The sequence below is a fragment of the Pseudomonas migulae genome, assembly GCF_024169315.1.
GTDB classification, from domain to species: domain Bacteria; phylum Pseudomonadota; class Gammaproteobacteria; order Pseudomonadales; family Pseudomonadaceae; genus Aquipseudomonas; species Aquipseudomonas migulae_B.
The window spans coordinates 1,826,626-1,847,132 of sequence record NZ_JALJWR010000001.1 but is presented as its reverse complement, the minus strand read 5'-3'; the positions used below and the strand labels follow the sequence as shown (position 1 = coordinate 1,847,132).

At 60.3% G+C, this 20,507-nt stretch carries 23 protein-coding genes; 11 read left to right on the top strand and 12 right to left on the bottom strand.

Annotation, left to right across the window (positions count from 1 at the left end; genetic code table 11):
• Positions 1 to 169: 169 nt before the first annotated feature.
• Both J2Y86_RS08555 and J2Y86_RS08550 read left to right on the top strand, forming a co-directional pair.
• Entirely contained in the window at positions 170 to 919 is a 750-nt protein-coding gene (locus tag J2Y86_RS08555; RefSeq protein ID WP_253429670.1) for a hypothetical protein, read from the top strand.
• Positions 920 to 1,199: 280 nt separating this feature from the next.
• Entirely contained in the window at positions 1,200 to 1,985 is a 786-nt protein-coding gene (locus J2Y86_RS08550; protein WP_253429666.1) for a sulfite exporter TauE/SafE family protein, read from the top strand.
• Positions 1,986 to 2,003: 18 nt separating this feature from the next.
• On the opposite strand, the gene J2Y86_RS08545 is transcribed toward J2Y86_RS08550, so the two are convergent.
• Positions 2,004 to 2,372 carry a VOC family protein gene (locus J2Y86_RS08545; protein WP_253429663.1) on the bottom strand — a complete coding sequence of 123 codons (369 nt, stop codon included), beginning with the start codon at positions 2,370 to 2,372 and terminating at the stop codon, positions 2,004 to 2,006.
• Between the two features lie 181 nt (positions 2,373 to 2,553).
• On the opposite strand from J2Y86_RS08545, the gene J2Y86_RS08540 reads away from it, so the two are divergent.
• Positions 2,554 to 3,102, top strand: a complete 549-nt coding sequence (locus tag J2Y86_RS08540; RefSeq protein ID WP_253429660.1) for a DUF4174 domain-containing protein — start codon at positions 2,554 to 2,556, stop codon at positions 3,100 to 3,102.
• Between the two features lie 99 nt (positions 3,103 to 3,201).
• Here the strand turns inward: J2Y86_RS08540 and J2Y86_RS08535 are convergent, their stop codons facing one another.
• The 3 genes from J2Y86_RS08535 to ampC form a co-directional block, all read right to left on the bottom strand.
• Positions 3,202 to 4,635, bottom strand: a complete 1,434-nt coding sequence (locus J2Y86_RS08535; protein ID WP_253429655.1) for an N-acyl-D-amino-acid deacylase family protein — start codon at positions 4,633 to 4,635, stop codon at positions 3,202 to 3,204.
• Between the two features lie 25 nt (positions 4,636 to 4,660).
• Positions 4,661 to 5,434, bottom strand: coding sequence for an ABC transporter substrate-binding protein (locus tag J2Y86_RS08530; RefSeq protein WP_253429652.1), 774 nt, complete (start codon positions 5,432 to 5,434; stop codon positions 4,661 to 4,663).
• Positions 5,435 to 5,596: 162 nt separating this feature from the next.
• Positions 5,597 to 6,763, bottom strand: a complete 1,167-nt coding sequence (ampC, locus tag J2Y86_RS08525) for a class C beta-lactamase (protein WP_253429648.1) — start codon at positions 6,761 to 6,763, stop codon at positions 5,597 to 5,599.
• Positions 6,764 to 6,922: 159 nt separating this feature from the next.
• On the opposite strand from ampC, the gene J2Y86_RS08520 reads away from it, so the two are divergent.
• Entirely contained in the window at positions 6,923 to 7,804 is an 882-nt protein-coding gene (locus J2Y86_RS08520) for a LysR family transcriptional regulator (protein ID WP_253429646.1), read from the top strand.
• Positions 7,805 to 7,935: 131 nt separating this feature from the next.
• Here J2Y86_RS08520 and gudD read toward each other — a convergent pair whose 3' ends face one another.
• Positions 7,936 to 9,279, bottom strand: a complete 1,344-nt coding sequence (gene gudD / locus J2Y86_RS08515) for a glucarate dehydratase (RefSeq protein ID WP_253429643.1) — start codon at positions 9,277 to 9,279, stop codon at positions 7,936 to 7,938.
• Positions 9,280 to 9,303: 24 nt separating this feature from the next.
• Positions 9,304 to 10,650, bottom strand: a complete 1,347-nt coding sequence (locus J2Y86_RS08510) for an MFS transporter (RefSeq protein WP_253429640.1) — start codon at positions 10,648 to 10,650, stop codon at positions 9,304 to 9,306.
• Between J2Y86_RS08510 and J2Y86_RS08505 the strand changes: the two genes are divergently transcribed.
• From J2Y86_RS08505 to J2Y86_RS08495, 3 genes are all read left to right on the top strand, one after another.
• On the top strand, positions 10,641 to 10,859 hold the full coding sequence (locus J2Y86_RS08505) for a hypothetical protein (protein WP_253429637.1): 219 nt from the start codon (positions 10,641 to 10,643) through the stop codon (positions 10,857 to 10,859). The two genes, J2Y86_RS08510 and J2Y86_RS08505, sit on opposite strands and share 10 nt — an antisense overlap.
• 71 nt (positions 10,860 to 10,930) lie before the next feature.
• The gene (locus tag J2Y86_RS08500; RefSeq protein ID WP_253429634.1) at positions 10,931 to 11,647 is read left to right on the top strand and encodes a FadR/GntR family transcriptional regulator; all 717 of its coding nucleotides are present in this window, start codon (positions 10,931 to 10,933) and stop codon (positions 11,645 to 11,647) included.
• 89 nt (positions 11,648 to 11,736) lie between these two features.
• Positions 11,737 to 11,898 carry a hypothetical protein gene (locus tag J2Y86_RS08495; RefSeq protein WP_253429631.1) on the top strand — a complete coding sequence of 54 codons (162 nt, stop codon included), beginning with the start codon at positions 11,737 to 11,739 and terminating at the stop codon, positions 11,896 to 11,898.
• A 371-nt stretch (positions 11,899 to 12,269) separates the two neighbouring features.
• On the opposite strand, the gene J2Y86_RS08490 is transcribed toward J2Y86_RS08495, so the two are convergent.
• Positions 12,270 to 13,175, bottom strand: a complete 906-nt coding sequence (locus J2Y86_RS08490) for a DMT family transporter (RefSeq protein WP_253429629.1) — start codon at positions 13,173 to 13,175, stop codon at positions 12,270 to 12,272.
• A gap of 96 nt (positions 13,176 to 13,271) precedes the next feature.
• Between J2Y86_RS08490 and J2Y86_RS08485 the strand changes: the two genes are divergently transcribed.
• Positions 13,272 to 14,135, top strand: a complete 864-nt coding sequence (locus tag J2Y86_RS08485; RefSeq protein WP_253429626.1) for a LysR substrate-binding domain-containing protein — start codon at positions 13,272 to 13,274, stop codon at positions 14,133 to 14,135.
• 122 nt (positions 14,136 to 14,257) lie between these two features.
• Here J2Y86_RS08485 and trhP read toward each other — a convergent pair whose 3' ends face one another.
• Positions 14,258 to 15,583 carry a prephenate-dependent tRNA uridine(34) hydroxylase TrhP gene (trhP, locus tag J2Y86_RS08480; protein WP_253429623.1) on the bottom strand — a complete coding sequence of 442 codons (1,326 nt, stop codon included), beginning with the start codon at positions 15,581 to 15,583 and terminating at the stop codon, positions 14,258 to 14,260.
• 163 nt (positions 15,584 to 15,746) lie between these two features.
• On the opposite strand from trhP, the gene J2Y86_RS08475 reads away from it, so the two are divergent.
• Positions 15,747 to 16,808: an AI-2E family transporter gene (locus J2Y86_RS08475; RefSeq protein WP_253429620.1), complete on the top strand. Its 1,062-nt coding sequence runs from the start codon at positions 15,747 to 15,749 to the stop codon at positions 16,806 to 16,808.
• Here the strand turns inward: J2Y86_RS08475 and J2Y86_RS08470 are convergent.
• The 3 genes from J2Y86_RS08470 to J2Y86_RS08460 form a co-directional block, all read right to left on the bottom strand.
• A complete protein-coding gene (locus J2Y86_RS08470; protein WP_253429617.1) occupies positions 16,805 to 16,987 on the bottom strand; it encodes a hypothetical protein in 183 nt (60 codons plus the stop codon). The genes J2Y86_RS08475 and J2Y86_RS08470 overlap by 4 nt on opposite strands.
• 112 nt (positions 16,988 to 17,099) lie before the next feature.
• Positions 17,100 to 17,294, bottom strand: a complete 195-nt coding sequence (locus tag J2Y86_RS08465) for a hypothetical protein (RefSeq protein ID WP_253429614.1) — start codon at positions 17,292 to 17,294, stop codon at positions 17,100 to 17,102.
• 237 nt (positions 17,295 to 17,531) lie between these two features.
• The gene (locus tag J2Y86_RS08460) at positions 17,532 to 17,900 is read right to left on the bottom strand and encodes a hypothetical protein (RefSeq protein ID WP_031319047.1); all 369 of its coding nucleotides are present in this window, start codon (positions 17,898 to 17,900) and stop codon (positions 17,532 to 17,534) included.
• A gap of 246 nt (positions 17,901 to 18,146) precedes the next feature.
• On the opposite strand from J2Y86_RS08460, the gene J2Y86_RS08455 reads away from it, so the two are divergent.
• Entirely contained in the window at positions 18,147 to 18,965 is an 819-nt protein-coding gene (locus J2Y86_RS08455; protein ID WP_253429611.1) for a shikimate 5-dehydrogenase, read from the top strand.
• Between the two features lie 233 nt (positions 18,966 to 19,198).
• Positions 19,199 to 19,717: a cupin domain-containing protein gene (locus J2Y86_RS08450; RefSeq protein WP_253429608.1), complete on the top strand. Its 519-nt coding sequence runs from the start codon at positions 19,199 to 19,201 to the stop codon at positions 19,715 to 19,717.
• A 103-nt stretch (positions 19,718 to 19,820) separates the two neighbouring features.
• Here J2Y86_RS08450 and J2Y86_RS08445 read toward each other — a convergent pair whose 3' ends face one another.
• A complete protein-coding gene (locus J2Y86_RS08445) occupies positions 19,821 to 20,468 on the bottom strand; it encodes a YceH family protein (RefSeq protein WP_253429605.1) in 648 nt (215 codons plus the stop codon).
• Positions 20,469 to 20,507: the final 39 nt, after the last annotated feature.

Genomic DNA, 20,507 nt, shown 5'->3' with positions numbered 1-20,507 from the left:
GGAGGATTTATAGTTGGTATTTGCGATATCACCAGAATAAAGTCTGACTAATTAAATGATCGCTTGTGTTTGTGGGCTGTAGGCACTGCACTTTTTTGTAATCCACGGCTCTATCCTTGGTCAGCCCGCGGCGATCCCCACCGCGGGCCCATGCCAAGTCCAAGCCCCCATGGCCCGAGTTTTACCCCTCACCGCTGTGCACGTCCGCCGCCATTGCCTGCTGCTCGCCGTCCTGTCGATGCTGTTTACGACCGGCTGCAGCCAGCAACAAGGCCGAGACATTGTCAGCCAGTTTCGCGAAGGCCGGCCTCAGGAATTCCTCCAGACCAGCGTCGACCGCATGGCCACCCTGGCGATGCGCGACAACCTCGACAGCCTCTACCTGCTCATGAGCAAGCTTTACCTGCGCAATCCGCAGGAGCTGAAAAAATCCGGATTCCTCGACGCCCGCACCGCCGGCAAACAGGTGCGCATGGCCATCGAGCAGCAACAACCGCTGCCGACGCTGGGGGGCAAGAAGGATCTGGCGGCGCTGAGCTACGCCATGAGTCCGGAATTCCTCGGCGATCGGGTCGGGGCCTTTATCTATGCCATCGGCAGCATGCTGGTCACCGCTCACGGCAACCGGCTGGAGTTCTACATGACCGATGCGATCAACCCGACCTTCGTCAACAACGCCGCGCGCAACATCGAGAAAGCCACGTGGATCCTCAGCCAGCGGCAAAACAAAAACGGTGAACCCTTGCTGTTTTCCAACGAAATCTCGGAGGAGGGCAGCAACCTGAGTTTCGCCGTGGAGTTCGGCAAGATCGTCGCGCGCCTGGACCTGCTGACCCAGATGCTGGATGAGCGCTACCGGCGGATCGGCCTGAACTACGCGCAGAGTCTGCTGTTTCTCAATTTCCTGCCCGTGCAATAACCCCTATTGCGCAGGCCTTTGTGGCGAGGGGATTTATCCCCGTTGGGCTGCGAAGCGGCCCCCTACGTCCATTCAGTCAAAATTGAATTGTTCGGTTTACGACTGCTTCGCAGCCCAACGGGGCGGTGCGACGTTTCGCTGAATCCCCTCGCCACAAAAGCTCAGTCCCACAGAGATTATGTGTGCGGGCATAACGATAGACCTCATCGATATAAGTGGTTATAAGAAAAATCGCTATGCTGCGGGCCAGATTTTTCATGCGTTTTCAGTGGGCGTGTTAATGGATTTCGTTAACTTCGGGTTGGTGGTTGCAGGTTTGGTGGTGGGGTTCATCGTCGGCATGACCGGCGTGGGCGGCGGCTCGCTGATGACGCCGATCCTGCTGTGGTTCGGGATCAATCCGGCCACGGCGGTCGGGACGGACCTGCTGTACGCGGCGATCACCAAATCGAGCGGTGTGCTGGTGCATCGCAAGAATAAGAACATCGACTGGGCGATTACCGGCTGGCTGACCCTCGGCAGTGTGCCGGCGGTGGCGCTGACGCTGTGGTTCCTCAGCAGTCTGCAAACCTCCCCGGACGCGATGAACGCCGTCATCAAACAGGCACTGGGTTTTGTGCTGTTTGCCACGGCACTGGCGATTTTCTTCAAGAAACGCCTGCTCGACTTTGCCCACAAACGAGCGGGCGGCGAGTACAACCCCAGCGGCCAGCGCTTGAATGTGCTGACCGTGATCACCGGCCTTGTCCTCGGCACGATGGTGGCCCTGACCTCCATCGGCGCAGGTGCGCTGGGGACCGTGGCGTTGTTCATCCTCTATCCGCTGCTGCCGACCCGTCGGCTGGTCGGCACGGAAATCGCCCACGCCGTGCCGCTGACCCTGGTCGCCGGTCTGGGCCATGCCAGCATGGGCAACATGGACTGGCATGTATTGGGCTTCTTGCTGATCGGTTCGCTGCCGGGCATTTACCTGGGCAGTCACCTGACGGGCCGTATCTCCGATGAAGTGTTGCGCCCATGCCTGGCCACGATGCTGGTGCTGATCGGCTACAAACTGGCGTTCTGATGTTTGCCCGGGCCTCAGTCATTCACGGGTGAACATCTCCAGTAGATGCCCGTCCGGGTCATCGAAATACACGCGCCGCCCTCCCGCATGGTCATTGATCTCTTCGGGGCGCTGCTTGCCAGGGTCGGCCCACCACGGCTGCTTTCTGGCTTGCAGGCGCGCGAAGGCCGCATCGAAATCGTCGTCGCCGATCAGGAACGCATAATGCTGTGAGGCTATCGGCGGGTCATTGTCGTAGTAATCCAGCGACACGCCGTTGTCGAACCTGACGATCAACATCGGCCCGAAGGGTTCGGGGGCGGGCAGGCCGAGGAGGTCTGCCAGGTAGTGGGCCGATGTCTGCTTGTCGCGACACCAGACAATGGTGTGGTTCAACTGAGCGCTCACGGTCAGGTCCTCACGGCGGATCAGGCGGTGTGTGTATGAGCTATGAGATTAGTCCAGCCTGTTGCGCAATGACCGCCCTGACCTAAGCTTGGGTCAAGGCGAGACACAATTGCGGTGCGTCACCCGGAACGAACGCCGCGATGCGCAATCATTAGAGCGTGGATATCAAAAGGAGATGCGCATGCTCATCAGGTCATTGACCCTGACAACCCTGCTGGCGATTGCTGGCCCCTTGCTCGCCGCCGATGGCGACTCACCGCTGGACATGGACAAGGGTCGGTCCCGGCCGCTGATTGTCATCGCCCCGAGCACGGTCGATCCGACGTGGGTCAGCCTGAAAAAGTCGCTGGATGAGCCGGCCAATCGCAAGGAATTCACCGACCGCAATATGGTTCTGTACACCGTGCTCAATCTGATGGGCCAGCGCGAAGGCAAAGACCTGGGACCACAAGACACGGCAGCACTGATCCGCTCGCTCAAGTTGGGCGCTGGCGCGAAGACCAAGGTGATTCTGGTTGGCAAGGACGGCGAAAAGAAACTCGAGCAATCGGATGCGGTTGATCTGAAGACGATCTTCAGTACCGTCGACCAACTACCGCCGACCGAGAAAGAAGCCTCGGTGCCCACGCCACCGCCGGTGACTGAAGCCGAACCGGCCAAGGCCGTCAAGGGGACGAAACCGGGCAAACCGGCGAAGCCCGCCAAGCCGCCGGAAATGCCTGACGATTGAATACGTCAACGGACACGCGCTAACGAAAATGGGCGACCTCGACAGGTCGCCCATTTTGTTTTGACCGCTGCTCCCGGCAGGAGCAAACAAGCATCCGGGTCAGCGGCGAATAAACTGCCCGCTCCGCGCGTCGGTGCTCTGGCCCTGGCTGTAAGACAACGCACCGTTGACCCACACGACCTCGATGCCCTGAGGTTGCAGCGTCGGTTGCTCAAACGTGGCGCAGTCACGAATGTCGACCGCATCGAACAAGACGAGGTCGGCCCAGGCACCCACCTCGAGCCGACCGCGATCGCGCAGGCCAAATCGTTCAGCCGGCAGTCCGGTCATTTTGCGCACTGCTTCTTGCAGCGGGAACAGTCCCTGATCGCGGCTGTAATGCCCCAGTACCCGAGGAAACGTGCCCCACAGTCTGGGGTGCGGGCGCGGGTCGTTGGGCAAGCCATCGGAGCCGATCATGGTGTGGGGATAAGCCAGGATGCGCGACACATCGGCCTCATCCATCTCGTGGTAAATCGCACCGCCCGGTTCCAGTCGTTGCGCAGCGTCGACCTGTGAAATGCCCCAGAGAGCGGCGATGTCCTTGAGGTCTTTGCCGGCCATCTCGGGGTGCGGTGTCGACCAGGTGATCTGGATCCGGAAGCTTTCGTCGACGATGCGCGGGTCGATGGTGGTCGAGCTGGCGGCGTAGGGATAGCAATCGCAACCCACTGGATGCTGGCGGCGTGCGGATTCGATTTTTCCGATGATCGCCGCGCTGCGCCCCCAGTTTCCGCGTCCGGCGCATTTGAGGTGGGAAATGATCACCGGCACGCCGGCATCGCGACCAATGTCGAGGGCCTCGTCGATGGCCTCGATGATTTCGTCATCTTCGGAGCGGATATGGCTCACATAGATTGCGTCTGCCTCCTGCAAGGTGGCTGCCAGGAAATCGACTTCGCTGGTGGGGGCTTGCAGGGCATTGCGGTAGGCCAGCCCGGTGCTCAGCCCCAACGCGCCTTGTTCCAGCGCCGCCTTGAGGTCTTCGCGCATGGCTGCGAGTTCGTGGGGCGTCGCCGCACGATCGAATTGCTCCATGTGGTTGGCGCGCAGCGCGGTATGGCCGACCAGCGCTGCGACGTTCACCGCCGGCCGGGCCGCCTCGATCGCGGCCGCATAGTCAGCGAAGCTTGGGTGCTTGAAATCGGCGGCCTCGCCGAGGAGGTTCATCGGGTCCGGCGGCTCGCCACGAAGGCGCACCCCGGCCGCGCTGATGCCGCAGTTCCCGACAATCACCGTGGTCACGCCCTGGCAGATTTTCGGCAGCATGGCCGGTTGCTTGAGCAGGGCCAGATCATCATGGGTGTGCACGTCGATGAAGCCCGGACTGAGGATTTTGCCCCGTGCATCGATCACGTTCCGGGCATCGAGGTCGGGGAAATGACCGATCGCGTGAATCCTGCCGTCAACCACCGCGACATCCCCGACAAAGGGCAGTGTGCCGGTTCCATCGATGAGCGTGGCGTGACGGATCAGGGTGTCGATGACTGTCATTCAGAATGCTCCAGCGAACCGCGATTCAATCGCCATAAATGTTGTAGTCGAAGTATTTCTTCTCGACCTGCTGGTAAGTACCGTCGGCGCGCAGGGCTTTGATGGCTGTGTTGAAACGCTGCGCCAGCTCGGTGTTGCCCTTGCTCACCGCAATCCCGGTGCCTTCGCCAAAATATTCCTTGTTGCGCAGCTCCGGCCCGACGAAGGCGAAGCCCTGGCCTTGCGGCGTCTTCAGGAAACCCTCTTGCAGCGGCGCGGCATTGGCGATGGTGCCGTCGAGACGGTCGGACTGCATGTCCAGGTAGATTTCCGATTGCGAGCCGTAACGGACAATCTCGGTGCCCAACGGTTGCAGCTTGTCGGTGGCGTAGCGATCCTGAGACGTGCCGCGCTGTACGCCGATACGCTTGCCCTTAAGCTGGCTGAAATCGTCATCGACCTGCGAACCGGCCTTCATCACCAGCCGCGCCGGGCTTGAATAGTATTTGTCGGTGAAGGTGACCGAGCGCTTGCGTTCTTCGGTGATCAGCATCGAGGAAATCACCGCATCGATTTTGCGCACTTTCAGCGAAGGGATCAGGCCGTCGAACTCCTGTTCGACCCAGACACACTTGGTTTGCATCTGCGCGCACAAGGCATTGCCGATCTCGTAGTCAAACCCGCCGATGCTGCCGTCGGAGGTCTTGAAGGCGAACGGCGGATAGGCAGCTTCGATGCCGATGCGCAGTGGCGCATTCTCCGCCAGAGCACTCGTGACACACATTGCCAATGCAAAGCCGAGGCTCATTGTTTTTTTCATTGTCGATCTCCCGTTTCACAAAGGTGGGTGTGGCGTCAGTGAGTGTTGTGGATGTATTTGTCCATATTGGACATATTGGTCCATTCTCGTCAATAACGATGCGCTAACGAAAATGGGCGACCTCAAGGGGTCGCCCATTTTTTTTCCATCTGTTCCGGGGTGTTATTGGCTGAGTGTGCTCAGTATCGAGTGGGCGATTTTGATCCGCTCCGGGTTCGGGTAGTTTTTGTTGGCCAGGATCACGATGCCAATGTCCTTCGACGGCACATAAGCCACGTAAGCGCCGAAGCCGCCGGTTGAGCCGGTTTTGTTGAACAGTGCATTGGCCGGTTGAGGTTGCGGCGGGTTCAACCACTGGACTTTGTGCGCTTCCATCGCCATCTGCGACGAGTTGCCGGCGAGCAGTTTGTCGAGGGTGATCGGGTAGGTGTAACGCTCCCAGCCCAGGCCCTGAGTCATGTCGCCCACCGTGTAGTAGCCGGTATGCGTCGCGGCGATGGCCTGCTGCATCGGCGCTTCAAGGCCGGACGGCTTCATGTTCGCTTCGACGTATCGAAGCAGGTCCGAGGCGCTGGTTTTCACGCCATACGCCTGCGAATCCAGTGCGCCCGGTTCAACCCGCACAGGCTTGTCATCCTTGGTGTAGCCCTGAGCGTAAAGCGCCATTTGTGTGGGCGGCACCTTCAGGAAGGTGTGCTGCAACCCGAGTTTCGGCAGCAAGGTTTTTTCCATCAACTCGTCAAACGGCTGCCCCATGCTCTTGGCCGCGAGATAACCGAACAACCCCAGGCTCGGGTTCGAATACTGCCGATGGCTGCCAGCGGCGTAGACCGGTTTCCACTGTTTGAAATAACCGAGCATCTTGTCCGGCGCATCGGCATTGCTCGGGAATTGCAGCGGCAGGCCACCGGCGGTGTACGTGCCCAGTTGCAGCACGCTGATGTTATCGAACGCACTGCCGCGCAACGCCGGCAGGATGTGGCTGGCCTTGTCGGACAGGGACAGTTTGCCGCTGGCCTGGGCGTAGGCGGCGAGGGTGGCGGTGAAGGTTTTGCTCACCGATCCGATCTCGAACAGCGTGTCTTCGGTGATAGCCGTGCCGGTTTCCTTCGAGGCCACGCCGTAGTTAAAGTAATGTGGCTTGCCGTTGACGGTGATGGCGATCGCCATGCCCGCAATGTTCTGTTGCTGCATGACCGGAACGACGGCGTCTTTGACCGCCGCTTCGATCTGCGGGTCCGTGGGAGTTCCGGCGACGCAGTAACCGGCGCCGAGAAACAGTCCGAAAGCGCTGCAGGACAAAGCCTTGCTGAGTCTGAAGTTGTGCATGATCAATCTGCTGTCCATGAGTTTTTGAGAGGTGTACCCGCTACACTCCGAGCGGTTTGCACATCGGGCGCCGATGAGGGTGCCAAATCTAGTCACTTTGCCGGCCATCGACAAACGACGTTATTTCGGATGAGGCATTAGAAAAATTAGGGGGTTGGCATGATCCGGCCGCAATTACCGCTCAACGCACTGCGCGCTTTCGAAGCTTCTGCACGCCACTTGAGTTTCACACGGGCGGCGGTGGAATTGTGCGTGACGCAGGCTGCGGTGAGTCATCAGGTCAAAAGCCTGGAAGCCCAGCTTAACGTCACGCTGTTCAAACGCTTGCCCCGCGGCCTGATGCTGACCAGTGAAGGGGAGACGTTGTTGCCGGTGCTGCGCGAGTCCTTCGACCGCATCGCCGAAACCCTCGAGCGTTTCGAGGGCGGGCATTTTCGTGAAGTGCTGACGGTGGGTGCGGTGGGAACGTTTGCGGTGGGCTGGTTGTTGCCGCGGTTGGCCGACTTCCAGACGAAACATCCGTTCATAGATTTGCGCCTATCGACCCACAACAATCGGGTGGACGTGGCGGCGGAAGGGCTGGATTACGCGATTCGCTTTGGCGCGGGGGCGTGGCACGGGATTGAGGCGGTGCGCTTGATCGAGGCGCCGTTGTCGGTGTTGTGCGTGCCCGGGATTGCCCTGCAATTGCGCACGCCGGACGATCTGTTGCAGCAGACACTGCTGCGCTCCTATCGCACCGATGAGTGGCCCGAATGGTTTCAGGCCACCGGCCTTGCTGCCCATGCCGCGCCACCCCGGAGCATCGTCTTCGATTCCTCGCTGGCGATGATGGAGGCGGCACTGCAAGGAATGGGCGTGGCATTGGCGCCACCGCTGATGTTCGCCCGGCAACTGGCGACGGGTTCCATAGAGCAACCGTTCGCCATTGGCATCACCACCGGCAGCTATTGGCTGACCCGCTTACAGTCGCGGGCCGAGACTCCTGCTATGTCGACATTCAAGAGCTGGCTATTACAAGTGGCACAGCAAAACGGGTGAGCACCGCAAAACCCTGTGGGAGCGGGCTTGCTCGCGAAGGCGGCGGCACATCTTGCATTGATGTGACTGACAGACCGCTTTCGCGAGCAAGCCCGCTCCCACAGGGGGGAACTGCGGTGTTCCTTGGTTGATCAGCGCACCAGACACGGCCGCTTGTTATCAAACGTCCACCCCGGAATCAGAAACTGCATCGCCACGCTGTCGTCCCGCGCGCCAAGCCCCATGCCTTTGTACAGTTCATGGGCCTTGGCCAACTGGTCCATGTCCAGCTCAACCCCGAGTCCCGGTTTCTTCGGCACCTGCACGCAACCGTCGACGATTTGCAGCGGGGCTTTGGTCAGGCGCTGGCCGTCCTGCCAGATCCAGTGGGTGTCGATGGCGGTGATGTCGCCCGGTGCGGCGGCCGCGACGTGGGTGAACATCGCCAGGGAAATATCGAAGTGGTTGTTGGAGTGCGAGCCCCAGGTCAGGCCCCATTCATGGCACATCTGCGCCACGCGAACCGAGCCCTGCATGGTCCAGAAGTGCGGGTCGGCCAGGGGAATGTCCACTGATTGCAACTGGATCGCGTGGCCCATTTCCCGCCAGTCGGTGGCGATCATGTTGGTCGCGGTTTTCAGGCCGGTGGCGCGACGGAATTCAGCCATGACTTCGCGGCCCGAGTAACCGTTTTCCGCACCGCACGGGTCTTCGGCGTAGGCCAGGACGTGATGCTGATCCCGGCACAAACGAATGGCTTCTTTCAGCGACCAGGCGCCATTCGGATCGAGGGTGATGCGCGCCTCGGGGAAGCGTTCGGCCAGCGCGGTGACCGCTTCGATTTCTTCATCGCCACTTAGCACGCCGCCCTTGAGTTTGAAATCCTTGAAACCGTAACGGGCGTGGGCAGCTTCCGCCAGGCGAACCACGGCGTCGGCGGTCATGGCTTTTTCGTGACGTACGCGGAACCAGTCGTTGTCGGCGTCCGGTTCGTTGCGATAAGCCAGATCAGTCTGGTGGCGATCACCGACATAAAACAGGTAACCGAGCATCTTCACTTCATCGCGCTGCTGGCCTTCGCCGAGCAGGGCGGCGACCGGCACGTCCAGATGCTGACCGAGCAAGTCGAGCAACGCCGCTTCCAGGCCGGTGACGGCGTGGATGGTGATGCGCAGGTCGAACGTCTGCAGACCGCGGCCGCCGGCATCGCGGTCGGCGAAGGTCTGGCGCACCTGGTTGAGGATCTTCTGATACGTGCCGATCGGGCTGCCGACCACCAGGCTGCGCGCATCTTCCAGCGTCTGGCGAATACGCTCGCCACCGGGCACTTCGCCGACGCCGGTGTGGCCGGCGTTGTCCTTGAGGATCACGATATTACGGGTGAAAAACGGGCCGTGGGCGCCGCTCAGATTGAGCAGCATGCCGTCGTGACCGGCCACCGGAACCACTTGCATGCTGGTGATGATCGGGGCTTTTGCGGTTTCTTGTGGGTTCATTTTCTTGTCCTTACAACGCTATGTTCAGGCGCGGTGGGTCGCTGGTTCGCCCACGGCAACGGCAGGTGCGGTTTTCGGTGTGTTGCGTGCGGCGAAGACGATGATCGCGGCAATGATCGACGTGGCGGCCAGGCCATACAGCCCGCCCTGGATCGAACCGGTGTGTTCTTCGAGCAGGCCGAACGTGGTCGGTGCGACGAAACCGCCCAGGTTGCCCACCGAGTTGATCAGCGCGATGACGCCCGCGGCGATCCGTGCATCGAGGTACGCCTGGGGAATCGGCCAGAACAGTGACGACGCCGATTTGAAACCCAGCGCTGCGAAGCAGATCGCAACGAAGGCAAAGATCGGCCCGCCAGTGGTGGACATGAACATCCCGGCCGCCGCGATCAGCAGGGCAGCGGCCACCCAGGCTTGCTGGTGTTTCCATTTCGCTGACAACGAAGCGAAGGCGTACATGCCGACGATCGACAGCAACCACGGAATCGAGTTGAACAGCCCGACCTGGATATCGCTGAGGTCGCCCATCTTCTTGATGATGCTCGGCAGCCAGAAGGTCGCGGCGTAGATGGTCAGCTGAATGAAGAAGTAGATCAGGCAGAACAGGATGATCTGGCGATCCTTGAGCAGCTTGCCCAGGGACGGTTTGATCGGCGTCGCGGCTTCGCGGGCCAGTTGTTCGTCGTCGATGGCTTTGACCAGCGCGTCCTGCTCTTCGCGGCTGAGCCATTTGGCGTCGTGGGGTTTGGAGTCCAGCCAGAACCAGACGAATACACACAGCCCGACCGAGAACATGCCTTCGATGAAGTACATCCATTGCCAGCCGTGCATGCCGAAACCGCTGATTTGCAGGAGCAGCCCGGACAATGGGCCGGAGATCAGTGAAGCAATGGCAGAACCGCTGAGGAAAATCGCAATGGCCTTGCCGCGCTCGACGCCTGGCAGCCAGCGAGTGAAGTAGTAAATCACCCCCGGGAAGAACCCGGCTTCTGCGACGCCCAGCAGGAATCGCAGGATATAGAAGTGGGTTTCGTTCTGGATGAAGGCCATGCAAGCGGCCACCAGGCCCCAGGTCAGCATGATGCGGGTCAGCCAGATTCGTGCGCCGACTTTTTGCAGGAGGATGTTGGAGGGGACTTCGAACAGCGCGTAACCGATGAAGAACAGACCGGCGCCGAGGCCGTAGGCGGCAGCGCCGATGCCCAGGTCATGTTCCATGTGCGCGCGGACGAAGCCGATGTTCACGCGGTCAATGTAGTTGACGATGAACATGATGACGAACAGCGGCAGAACGTGGCGTTTCACTTTCGAGATGGCGGACTTCAGGACCGAATCGGCGCCGTCGTGCATCCCGGAGATGGATGTATTCACTTGGTTTTCTCCCACTGATTATTTTTATGCGGGGTGTTGCTGGTGCTGCTTTGTTGCTAGACATCATACAACTGCGTTTTTTTGTTCTGCAAGCGGTATTGCCCAGTGAAATGGCGATTATTTTGAAAATTATTGGATTTGGGGTGATTGGGTGCCGGGCTTTTTATGTTGAATTTTTCGTAATTGTTGAGTGTTGTCATACAAGTTGATTGGCGTTTGTTGGGGATTTCACCTGATCGCGGTGCTACGATTCCGTCAGCTCTGCCTACGGATGACCGCCATGCAAGAAGACCTCGACGCGCCTGCCCGCAAGCGCACTCACAACCTGGCCCACGACCTGGTCGCCAAACTGACCCAGAGCATTCTGCTCGGCCAAATGTTGCCGGGGGACAAGCTGCCCTCAGAGAACACCATTGTTCAGGAGCACGGGGTCAGTCGCACCGTGGTGCGCGAGGCGATCTCGAAACTGCAGGCGTCCGGCCTGGTGGAAACCCGGCACGGCATCGGCACGTTCGTGATCGAGCGCGTACCGGAGCAGGGGCTGCGACTGAATGTCGATACGGCGCTGGGGGTGCGCAGCATTCTGGAATTGCGCATGGGCCTCGAGACCCAGGCTGCCGCGTTGGCGGCCACGCGCCGCACCGATCAGCAACTGGTGCAAATGCGCGAAGCGCTGGACGACTATCAAAGCCTGCTCGCCAACAACGACAGCTGCGTTGAAGCCGACAAGCGTTTCCACCTGCTGATCGCGGAAGCCACCGGCAACGTCTGCTTCACCGAAATCATGCAGCACTTGGGCAGCGCCATGATTCCCCGGACCCGGGTCAATGCGGCCGAGCGCGGTGCGGCGGATTTGAGCAAGCTGGGCATGCTCGCCAACCTTGAGCACGAGGCGATTCTCAACGCCATCAAACGCCAGGATGCGGACGCGGCGCGGGCAGCCATGTGGCTGCACCTGACCAACAGTCGGGACCGGTTTTTGGCGGATCGCGATTGACCATTGGTCTGCTCGATAGCACGCCGTTTACGCGCCTGTTTCCAACGAGTACGGCCCAGATTTGCTGGACCTCATCAATGAGGTGCGTCATGGCTAACTCAATGGATCACGATGCTCCACCTGGCATGGACCCGAGTCGGGACCCGGCCGGCGCAGAGCCTGATCGTCCTGAAGACTGGATGGACCCCGCCGCGGAGGAGGACGTGCCTCCGGCGGATGAGCCCACACCGCTGTCCGATGACAGGCGCTGAACAGAACCCGGCCGGTGTGCCGGGTTTTTTGTGCATGGCTGGTGACCGCGTCATCGTTCTTCGCGGGCAAGCCACGCTCCCACAGGGTTTTGTGTTGATTGTGGTCGACGCAAACCCCTGTGGGAGCGTGGCTTGCCCGCGAAGACGCCAGACGCATCACCACAAATCCTCAATCAAACCCCCGCCACCCGAATCGCCACCCACCGCCGCTCCAGATTCAACGCCAGCACACTGACCAACACCAGCGCCCTCGCAACAATCGCGGGCAAGCCCGCTCCCACAGGATTTTGTGTTGATTGTGGTCGACACAAACCCCTGTGGGAGCGTGGCTTGCCCGCGAAGACGCCAGACGCATCACCACAAATCCTCAATCAAACACCCGCCACCCGAATCGCCACCCACCGCCGCTCCAGATTCAACGCCAGCACACTGACCAACACCACCATCGCCCCCACAACAATCATCAGCGTCGGCCGCTCACCCAGCGCAAACGACGCAATCGCCATCGCCGTCGGCGGCACCAGATACAACGTCATCGTCGCCCGGCTCAAATCAACGTGCGCCAGCACAAACGCCCAGGCCAGGTAAGCGAGCGCACTCGGAAACACGCCCAATGCCATCACCGCCAGTTGCACATGCATCGGTGCGCTGAGTACTTGAGCCGCCAGCCCCGGCAGGTACACCAGCAACAACGCCGTCCCCGACCACACCGTGTAGCAAACCAGCGTCAGCCCGTCATACCGCCCGGAATGATGTTTCTGCAATGCGAAGTAAAAACTCCAGGACACCGCCGCCAGCAGGATCAGCAATCCGTGGGCGTCGATGCTGCCCACCCCGCGATCACCGGCGACCACGATCACCACGCCGATCAGCCCCAGGAAAACACAACCCCAGCGCCAGATGCTCACGCGGTCCTTGAACACGAAACGCGCCAGCAGCGTGCTGAACAGCGGCGTCGTTTGCGCCAGCACACTGGACGCGCCGGCGCTGACACCTTGCTGGCCGAAATTGATCGCCACGTGATGCAGGCTCACGGCAAAAAAACCGAGGCCGAACAGCAGCGGCAAGTCGCGAAGGTTCGGCAGGCTGATGCCTTTGACCAGCGCGACCAGCGCCATGAACACGGACGCCACCAGGAACCGCAGCAGCGCCAGATGCCCGGGGTCATAAGCCTGCAAGCCGATATGAATGCCGGTCGGGGAATACCCCCAGCACGCCACGACAAACGCCATGGCCAGAATGATTTTGAAGAGCGAAGGGTGTGTATGCGTTTGCATGCTCGAGCACCTGTGGACAGATGCATCGAGTATCAGAACTCGGACCGTTCGCCACAACTGACTTATACTGCGTTAACTGTTCACTTTGGGTGATGTATGGAGCTGGCGCAGATTCGCATGTTCAAGACCGTTGCCGACGTCGGCAGCATCGCCCGTGCGGCCGAGTTGTTGCATTGCGTGCCGTCGAACATCACGGCACGGATCAAGGCGCTGGAGGCGGAGCTGGGTGTCGCGCTGTTTCTGCGGGAAGGTCGAGGGTTGCGCATCAGCCCGTCGGGGCAGACGTTCCTGGCATATGCCTCGAAGATTCTCGCACTCACGGCAGAGGCCAAACGCGCGGTCGACCCCGCAGCCGAGCCCTCCGGACCTCTGCGCATCGGCGCCATCGAATCCTCGGCCACCGGGCGCTTGCCGCGTTTGCTCGCCAAGTTCCACAAGCGTTACCCGGCGGTGGCGCTGGAATTGACCACCGGCACCTGGGGCCAATTGCTCGATGACACCGTCAGCCATCGGCTCGACGGCGCGATCGTCGCGGTGGATGTCGAGCGCTCGCAGCTCAAGCGCACACCGATGTACCGCGAAGAGCTGCTGCTGATCGCCTCGACATCGTTGGGGCCGGTGCGTGATATCGCCGATTTGCAGGACAAAACCGTGTTCATGTGGCCACAAGGCTGCCCCTACCGTGCAGCACTGGAACACTGGTTGTTGCGCCAGGGGCAGGCGCTGCCGATTGTCAGCCTGGCCAGTTATGGCGCGATAGTCGGTTGCGTCAGCGCGGGGGCGGGCGTCGCGCTGGTGCCTAAAGGTGTGTTCGATCAGTACGCCAAAGGCGCCGGTTGCGCGGGGTACGAATTCCCTGAGCTGACCGCTATCGATAACCTGTTTTACTGGCATGAAAACGCCGGGGTGCACCCGGCGCGAGAGGCGTTTGTGGCGATGTTGCGGGAAGAGTTCGCTTAAGAACACCGCGTCCTCTGTGGGAGCTGGCTTGCCAGCGATGGCGGCTTCGGCAGCGATGCAAGCCTCAAGGGCCTCATCGCTGGCAAGCCAGCTCCCACAAGTTTTGTGTCGCTTGATGAGGTTCAGCGCGCGCTGACATCCCGCATCAACAACCCGAACCGCAGATCCACCGCATCCGGAATCGGCAGGTACACCGTGTGCCCATCCCCCGGTGCCACGTCGATGGGCTGGCCTTTGGCGTTCTGCAGCTGATGCAAATCGAAGTGGAAATTGCCCTTGGGCGTCATCAGTTCCATGTGATCGCCCAGGCCGAAGCGGTTCTTAACCTTGACCTCCGCCAAGCGGTCACGCCGCTCGCCGGTCAACTCCCCGACAAACTGCTGCCGCTCCGACACCGAGCTGCCGTTCTGATAGTTCTGGTATTCGTCATGCACATGCCGACGCAGAAAACCTTCGGTGTAGCCGCGTTGGGCCAGCGATTCCAGATCGGTCATCAGGCCGCGATCAAACTCACGACCGGCCACCGCATCGTCGATCGCCCGGCGATACACCTGAGTGGTCCGTGCGCAATAGAAGTGGGATTTGGTCCGGCCTTCGATTTTCAGTGAGTGCACGCCCATCTGCGTCAGGCGCTCGACATGCTGCACAGCGCGCAGGTCCTTGGCGTTCATGATGTAGGTGCCGTGTTCGTCCTCGAACGCTGGCATCAGTTCATCCGGTCGATTGGCTTCCTGCAACAGGAACACCTGATCGGTCGGTGCGCCAATCCCCAGGGTTGGTTGGGGCTGGAAGGTCTGCACGATGTCGCCGAGCTGGTTTTCCGTGGCTTCTTGCGCAGAGTACTTCCAGCGACAGGCGTTGGTGCAGCTGCCCTGGTTGGCATCGCGCTTGTTCATGTAGCCCGACAACAGGCAGCGGCCGGAGTAGGCCATGCAAAGTGCGCCGTGAACGAACACTTCGAGTTCCATGGCGGGCACTTGCTGGCGGATTTCGGCGATTTCTTCCAGGGACAGTTCACGCGACAGGATGATCCGGCTCAAGCCCTGTTGTTGCCAGAACTCGACGCTCGCCCAGTTCACCGTGTTGGCCTGCACCGACAGGTGAATCGGCATCTGCGGGAAGTGCCGGCGCACCAGCATGATCAGGCCGGGATCGGACATGATCAGCGCGTCCGGTGCCATGGCGATCACCGGTTGCAGATCCTTGAGGAAGGTTTTGAGCTTGGCGTTGTGCGGGGCGATGTTCACCACCACGTAGAAGCGCTTGCCCTGGGCCTGGGCTTCGCGAATGCCGAGCGCGAGGTTGGCGTGATCGAATTCGTTGTTGCGCACCCGCAGGCTGTAGCGTGGCTGGCCGGCGTACACCGCATCGGCGCCGTAGGCGAAGGCATAACGCATGTTTTTCAGGGTGCCGGCGGGGGCGAGCAGTTCTGGCGTGGCGAGGGTCATGGGCGGGTCGATCGCAAAAGCCCGCGAGGGTAATCGGCTTGGCCGCAGGTTTCATTGATCTGGATCTATGCTTGATGAACAAGCGGATGGCACTCGCGCGGACCGTGGCGGACTAAGCATCAGGACGCGACATTGCGTCCCTGCGGACTGACATGGATCGAACATGAACGAAGAGACGGTACAAAACAAATCACTGGTGATTCTGCTTGGGCTGGTGACCGCAGCGTTTATCTGGATTTTGCTGCCGTTCTACGGCGCGGTGTTCTGGGCGGTGATCCTCGGCATCCTCTTCGCACCGCTGCAGCGTCGCCTGCAACTGAAGTTCGGCTGGCAACGCAACCTGACGTCGCTGCTCACCCTGAGCATCTGCCTGATCATCGCCATTCTGCCGGTGATCATCCTCAGTATCCTGCTGGTCCAGGAGGGGGCCGCGGTGTACAAGAGCATCGAAAGCGGCGAACTGGATATCGCGGGGTACGTGACGCATTTCAAGCACAGCCTGCCGCCGTACTTTCAGAACTTGCTCGATCGGGCCGGGGTCGGTGAGCTGGACGGGCTGCGGGAGAAAATCATCAAGAGTGCGGTATCGGGCAACGAGTTTGTCGCCACCCAGGTATTCAGTTTCGGGCAGGGAACGTTTGAATTTGTGGTCGGGTTTTTCATCATGCTCTACCTGCTGTTCTTCTTTTTGCGCGACGGTGCAGAGCTTGCGCGCAAGGTTCGCGCTGCCGTGCCGCTGGAGGAACACCAGAAACGCCGCTTGCAGCTCAAGTTCAACCGGGTGGTGCGCGCCACGGTGAAAGGCAACCTGCTGGTGGCCATTACGCAGGGCGCCCTCGGTGGTCTGATTTTCTGGTTTCTCGACATCCCGAGCGCGTTGCTCTGGGCGGTGTTGATGGCGTTTCTGTCGCTGTTGCCAGCGGTGGGCGCGGGGATTGTCTGGGCACCGGTGGCAGCGTTTTTCCTGTTTACCGGAGCGATCTGGCAGGGTGTGGTGCTGGGGCTGTTCGGCGTGTTCGTGATCGGCCTGGTGGACAACGTGCTGCGACCGATCCTGGTGGGCAAGGACACCAAGATGCCGGACTATCTGATCCTCATCTCGACCTTGGGCGGCCTGGCGATTTTCGGGCTCAACGGCTTTGTCATCGGACCTTTGATCGCGGCGCTGTTCATGTCGAGCTGGGCGATTTTCATCGAAACCAAACCCCGGGTGCAGCTGCCTTAAGCGCGGAGTCGACCGGTGTCGAGGCTTTGCGACAGTGCCTTGGCGGCGGTAAGCGATGTGATCGGGCCGCTGATCGGTTCACCGTCCTGTACCAGATACCAACAGGCGAGCAATCCTAGCTCTCTAAGCGGGGCGGGAACGGCGCTGCCGATAACGGACATGATCTGAACCTGGGACATAAGTACCTCCATCAATCTATGGAGCTACCTTACGGACCCGGCGCTTGAACGAGAAATCAACGCTTTCGATAGTCGTCATTGACACCAGTGGCCCCAAACGACCGCCTGTCGGTCAGTCGACCACCAGGTCCAGCATATGGACCACTTCCTGCTCGTTGAGCAGGCCTTTGCGCACCAGGTTTTCCGCCAGCAGCGAAAGAAACTTGGCGCTGCGATGGCCTTCCAGATGCTTGAGTTCAGTCAAGGCGTTGTACACCTTGCTGGAGGTGCACAAGCTGATATCGCGGTGCGGGTTTTGCGTGGGCATGAGGTCGTCCTTGTTGTTATCAACCTGTTGTGGGCGGACAGATCCAAGCTTGCGGACCTGATATGACATAAACATGACCGTTTCCCCCGGCGTGAGGGAAGGGCGCTTTGAGTCAATCTTGCCCACTTGAAGCGGCGGGACTGTCCCGATAGCGACCTTGGCGAGATTTATTCAGACCTTCGCCGACGAACGGGCATAAAAAAGCCCCGCTATAAAAGCGGGGCCTTTTTGACCCGGTTACCAGCGGCCGTAACCATGGGGATGGCCGTAATAACCGCGAGGCGGGCCGTAATAGCCACGGGGCGGACCGTAGTAGACCGGTGGCGGGGCGTAATAGACCGGTTGTTGCACGTAGACCGGCGCCGGCTGGTAGTAAACCGGTGGCGGTTGCTGCACGTACACTGGCTGCGGCTGGTAGTAAACCGGTTGTTGCTGGACATAAACGGGCCGGTTGCTGTTGATGATGGCCGAACCGACGATGGCCGAGCCAACGATCGCACCAAATACCGCTGGACCTTGCCAACCGTGACCGCCGCCAGCCTCTGCCTGCCCTGCGATAGCAAGCGCACCGATCAGCAAGGCAACTGTGGGGATTTTACGGATCATGATCATTCCTCGGTTCTTCAACCCGGCGCTTGGATCTGCAATAGGCCCAAGGATTGTCGCGGGGATACTTCTAAGACAGCGTTTTTTTGAAAATCAGCACAGCCGCTGGGTAAATTTTGTGTAAGGTCTGTACCGGCTTGCTGACCGTCGTGCGCCGACACCAGCAGGCATGCCGATATGATCGATCAGATCGCGATGGAATGGCTAATCCCGTCCATCTGAAAGTGCTACAGAAGGAGATTCTTCATGCAGATGAACCCCAACAAAGACACTCAGCTGTGCATGTCCCTGTCGGGGCGCCCGGGGAACTTTGGCCTGCGATTTCACAATCATCTGTACGAACAGTTGGGGTTGAATTTCTACTACAAGGCCTTTCGCAGCCAGGACCTGACCGGCGCCGTTGCCGGTATTCGCGCCTTGGGCATACGCGGCTGTGGCGTATCGATGCCGTTCAAGGAAGCGAGCATTGCGCTGGTCGATGAACTGGACGCGTCCGCCGCCGCCATTCAATCGATCAACACCATCGTCAACACCGACGGCCACCTCAAGGCGTACAACACCGATTACATCGCCATCGCGCAGTTGCTGGAAACCCATCAGGTGCCCAAGGAGTCGACCTTCGCCCTGCGCGGCAGCGGCGGCATGGCCAAGGCGGTGGCCAGTGCCTTGCGCGATGGCGGGTACAAAAACGGTCTGATCGTTGCCCGTAACGAACGTGCCGGGCGTGCCCTGGCGGAGTCTCTGGACTATGAGTGGCAAGTCGAGCTGGGCACCCGCCGCCCGCAGATGCTGATCAACGTGACGCCGATCGGTATGACGGGCGGGCCTGAGGCTGATCAACTGGCATTTGATGCCGAGGTTATTGCGGCTGCAGAGACTGTCTTCGATGTGGTGGCGATCCCCTCGGAAACACCGCTGATCGTGCGCGGTCGTGCCAAAGGCAAGCGGGTGATCACCGGACTGGAAGTGATTGCGATCCAAGCGCTGGAGCAGTTCGTGTTGTACACCGGCGTGCGGCCGACGGATGAGCAGTTCCAGAAAGCGGTGGAGTTTGCCCGGAGCTGACTTTCCTCAAGTTATTTGTTGGCTGTGGCAGCCCCTTCGCGAGCAAGCCCGCTCCCACATTAGATCTTCAGTGAACATAGTACTTGCGTATGTCGCAGATTAAATGTGGGAGCGGGCTTGCTCGCGAAGGGCGCAACCCGGTCTTCAGTCGGTCGCAGCAGTTTCCCTGCCTATACTCCCCACCAGCAAGCAAAGACTTGCCCATCAAAAACAAACCGTGACCGAGGTTTCCCATGCATCCCGCCATCCTCAACCTCAATCAGGTCGAACTCGAACCGCTGCCCGAAGCCCTGGCGCCCACCGGCGAGACGGCCAGCCGTTATCAACAGCGGATGGCCCGCGTCGGTCAACAACTGGGTGCGCAGAAGCTTGGCTATCGCTTGTACGTGCTGGAGCCCGGCATGCGTGGCAGTCCGTTTCACAGCCATCGGGTCAATGAAGAGATGTTTTACGTGGTGGCCGGCGAAGGGGAGATCCGTCTCGGGGCTGAGCGTTTTCCCATTCGTGCGGGTGACGTGATCGCTTGCCCGCCAGGCGGTCAGGAAGCGGCTCACCAGATCATCAACACCAGCGCCGGTGAACTGCGCTACCTGGCGGTCAGCACCCAGCAATCGCCGGAGATTTGCGAGTACCCGGATTCCGGCAAATACGCGGTGATGGATGACTTCAAGGTCGATGCCGAGGGCAATGCCTCGGATTTCGTCGCCATTGCCCGGCCGTCTGACGGGGTGGATTACTGGGACGGTGAGTAATTCGATCTCTTGTAGGAGCGAGGCTTGCCCGCGAAGGCGGTGGGTCAGTAAATACTTGTATCGAATGACACACCGCCTTCGCGAGCAAGCCCGCTCCCACATTTTATTCGAGGCGTGCCAGTCGCTCTTCCAGTGCGGCAATGCGCGCTTCCAGTTCTTCGATGCGTTCTAACGACACACCGCTGCCGGCGCCGCGCTCCACCGGATTCTGCCGTGCCGCGAGGATCGCTTCGATATCCGCCGGATCGCCCAGCGCATGCATGTAGCGGTCTTCGCGCTGTCCGGCCTGACGCGGAATCAGCAACGCCAGGCCGCGAGCAATCAATCGTTCAAGCTGATGCACCACCTGTTCGGCGTCTTCGAACTCATGCATGCGGCCGCTGCGGGTCAGCAGTTCATTGACCGTCTGCGGACCTCGCAGAAACAACAGCCCCGTCAGAATCACCTGCGCTGGCACCAGCTCCAGGGCCTTGTCGACCTTGTGCTCCCAGCGGTCGGCGCGGCTGCCCATCACCAGTTTGGTAAACCCGCGACCTTCAAGGGCGCGCAGGCTCTGGCCGACCTGGCCCTGGGTGAGGTTCATCACCGGTTCGCGGCTGGTTTTCTGGTTGCAGGCAATCACCAGCGCGTTGAGGGTCAACGGATAGGTTTCCGGGCTGGTGGCCTGTTTCTCGATCAGCGAACCGAGAATGCGGATTTCCGTGCTGTTGAGGCGTGGCTCGTCGAAGGTGGTCTCTTGCTCAGTGCTCATCACGCTTTTCCCTTTGCTGTCGAAGCATGCAGTCGAAGC

What these genes read in the sequence shown, in the direction of transcription:
- J2Y86_RS08555 (WP_253429670.1), top strand. Translation starts at nt 170, where the DNA reads ATGGCCCGAGTTTTACCCCTCACCGCTGTGCACGTCCGCCGCCATTGC.
- J2Y86_RS08550 (WP_253429666.1), top strand. Translation starts at nt 1,200, where the DNA reads ATGGATTTCGTTAACTTCGGGTTGGTGGTTGCAGGTTTGGTGGTGGGG.
- J2Y86_RS08540 (WP_253429660.1), top strand. Translation starts at nt 2,554, where the DNA reads ATGCTCATCAGGTCATTGACCCTGACAACCCTGCTGGCGATTGCTGGC.
- J2Y86_RS08535 (WP_253429655.1), bottom strand. Translation starts at nt 4,635, where the DNA reads ATGACAGTCATCGACACCCTGATCCGTCACGCCACGCTCATCGATGGA.
- J2Y86_RS08530 (WP_253429652.1), bottom strand. Translation starts at nt 5,434, where the DNA reads ATGAAAAAAACAATGAGCCTCGGCTTTGCATTGGCAATGTGTGTCACG.
- ampC (WP_253429648.1), bottom strand. Translation starts at nt 6,763, where the DNA reads ATGCACAACTTCAGACTCAGCAAGGCTTTGTCCTGCAGCGCTTTCGGA.
- J2Y86_RS08520 (WP_253429646.1), top strand. Translation starts at nt 6,923, where the DNA reads ATGATCCGGCCGCAATTACCGCTCAACGCACTGCGCGCTTTCGAAGCT.
- gudD (WP_253429643.1), bottom strand. Translation starts at nt 9,279, where the DNA reads ATGAACCCACAAGAAACCGCAAAAGCCCCGATCATCACCAGCATGCAA.
- J2Y86_RS08505 (WP_253429637.1), top strand. Translation starts at nt 10,641, where the DNA reads ATGTATTCACTTGGTTTTCTCCCACTGATTATTTTTATGCGGGGTGTT.
- J2Y86_RS08500 (WP_253429634.1), top strand. Translation starts at nt 10,931, where the DNA reads ATGCAAGAAGACCTCGACGCGCCTGCCCGCAAGCGCACTCACAACCTG.
- J2Y86_RS08495 (WP_253429631.1), top strand. Translation starts at nt 11,737, where the DNA reads ATGGCTAACTCAATGGATCACGATGCTCCACCTGGCATGGACCCGAGT.
- J2Y86_RS08490 (WP_253429629.1), bottom strand. Translation starts at nt 13,175, where the DNA reads ATGCAAACGCATACACACCCTTCGCTCTTCAAAATCATTCTGGCCATG.
- J2Y86_RS08485 (WP_253429626.1), top strand. Translation starts at nt 13,272, where the DNA reads ATGGAGCTGGCGCAGATTCGCATGTTCAAGACCGTTGCCGACGTCGGC.
- trhP (WP_253429623.1), bottom strand. Translation starts at nt 15,583, where the DNA reads ATGACCCTCGCCACGCCAGAACTGCTCGCCCCCGCCGGCACCCTGAAA.
- J2Y86_RS08475 (WP_253429620.1), top strand. Translation starts at nt 15,747, where the DNA reads ATGAACGAAGAGACGGTACAAAACAAATCACTGGTGATTCTGCTTGGG.
- J2Y86_RS08470 (WP_253429617.1), bottom strand. Translation starts at nt 16,987, where the DNA reads ATGTCCCAGGTTCAGATCATGTCCGTTATCGGCAGCGCCGTTCCCGCC.
- J2Y86_RS08465 (WP_253429614.1), bottom strand. Translation starts at nt 17,294, where the DNA reads ATGCCCACGCAAAACCCGCACCGCGATATCAGCTTGTGCACCTCCAGC.
- J2Y86_RS08460 (WP_031319047.1), bottom strand. Translation starts at nt 17,900, where the DNA reads ATGATCCGTAAAATCCCCACAGTTGCCTTGCTGATCGGTGCGCTTGCT.
- J2Y86_RS08455 (WP_253429611.1), top strand. Translation starts at nt 18,147, where the DNA reads ATGCAGATGAACCCCAACAAAGACACTCAGCTGTGCATGTCCCTGTCG.
- J2Y86_RS08450 (WP_253429608.1), top strand. Translation starts at nt 19,199, where the DNA reads ATGCATCCCGCCATCCTCAACCTCAATCAGGTCGAACTCGAACCGCTG.
- J2Y86_RS08445 (WP_253429605.1), bottom strand. Translation starts at nt 20,468, where the DNA reads ATGAGCACTGAGCAAGAGACCACCTTCGACGAGCCACGCCTCAACAGC.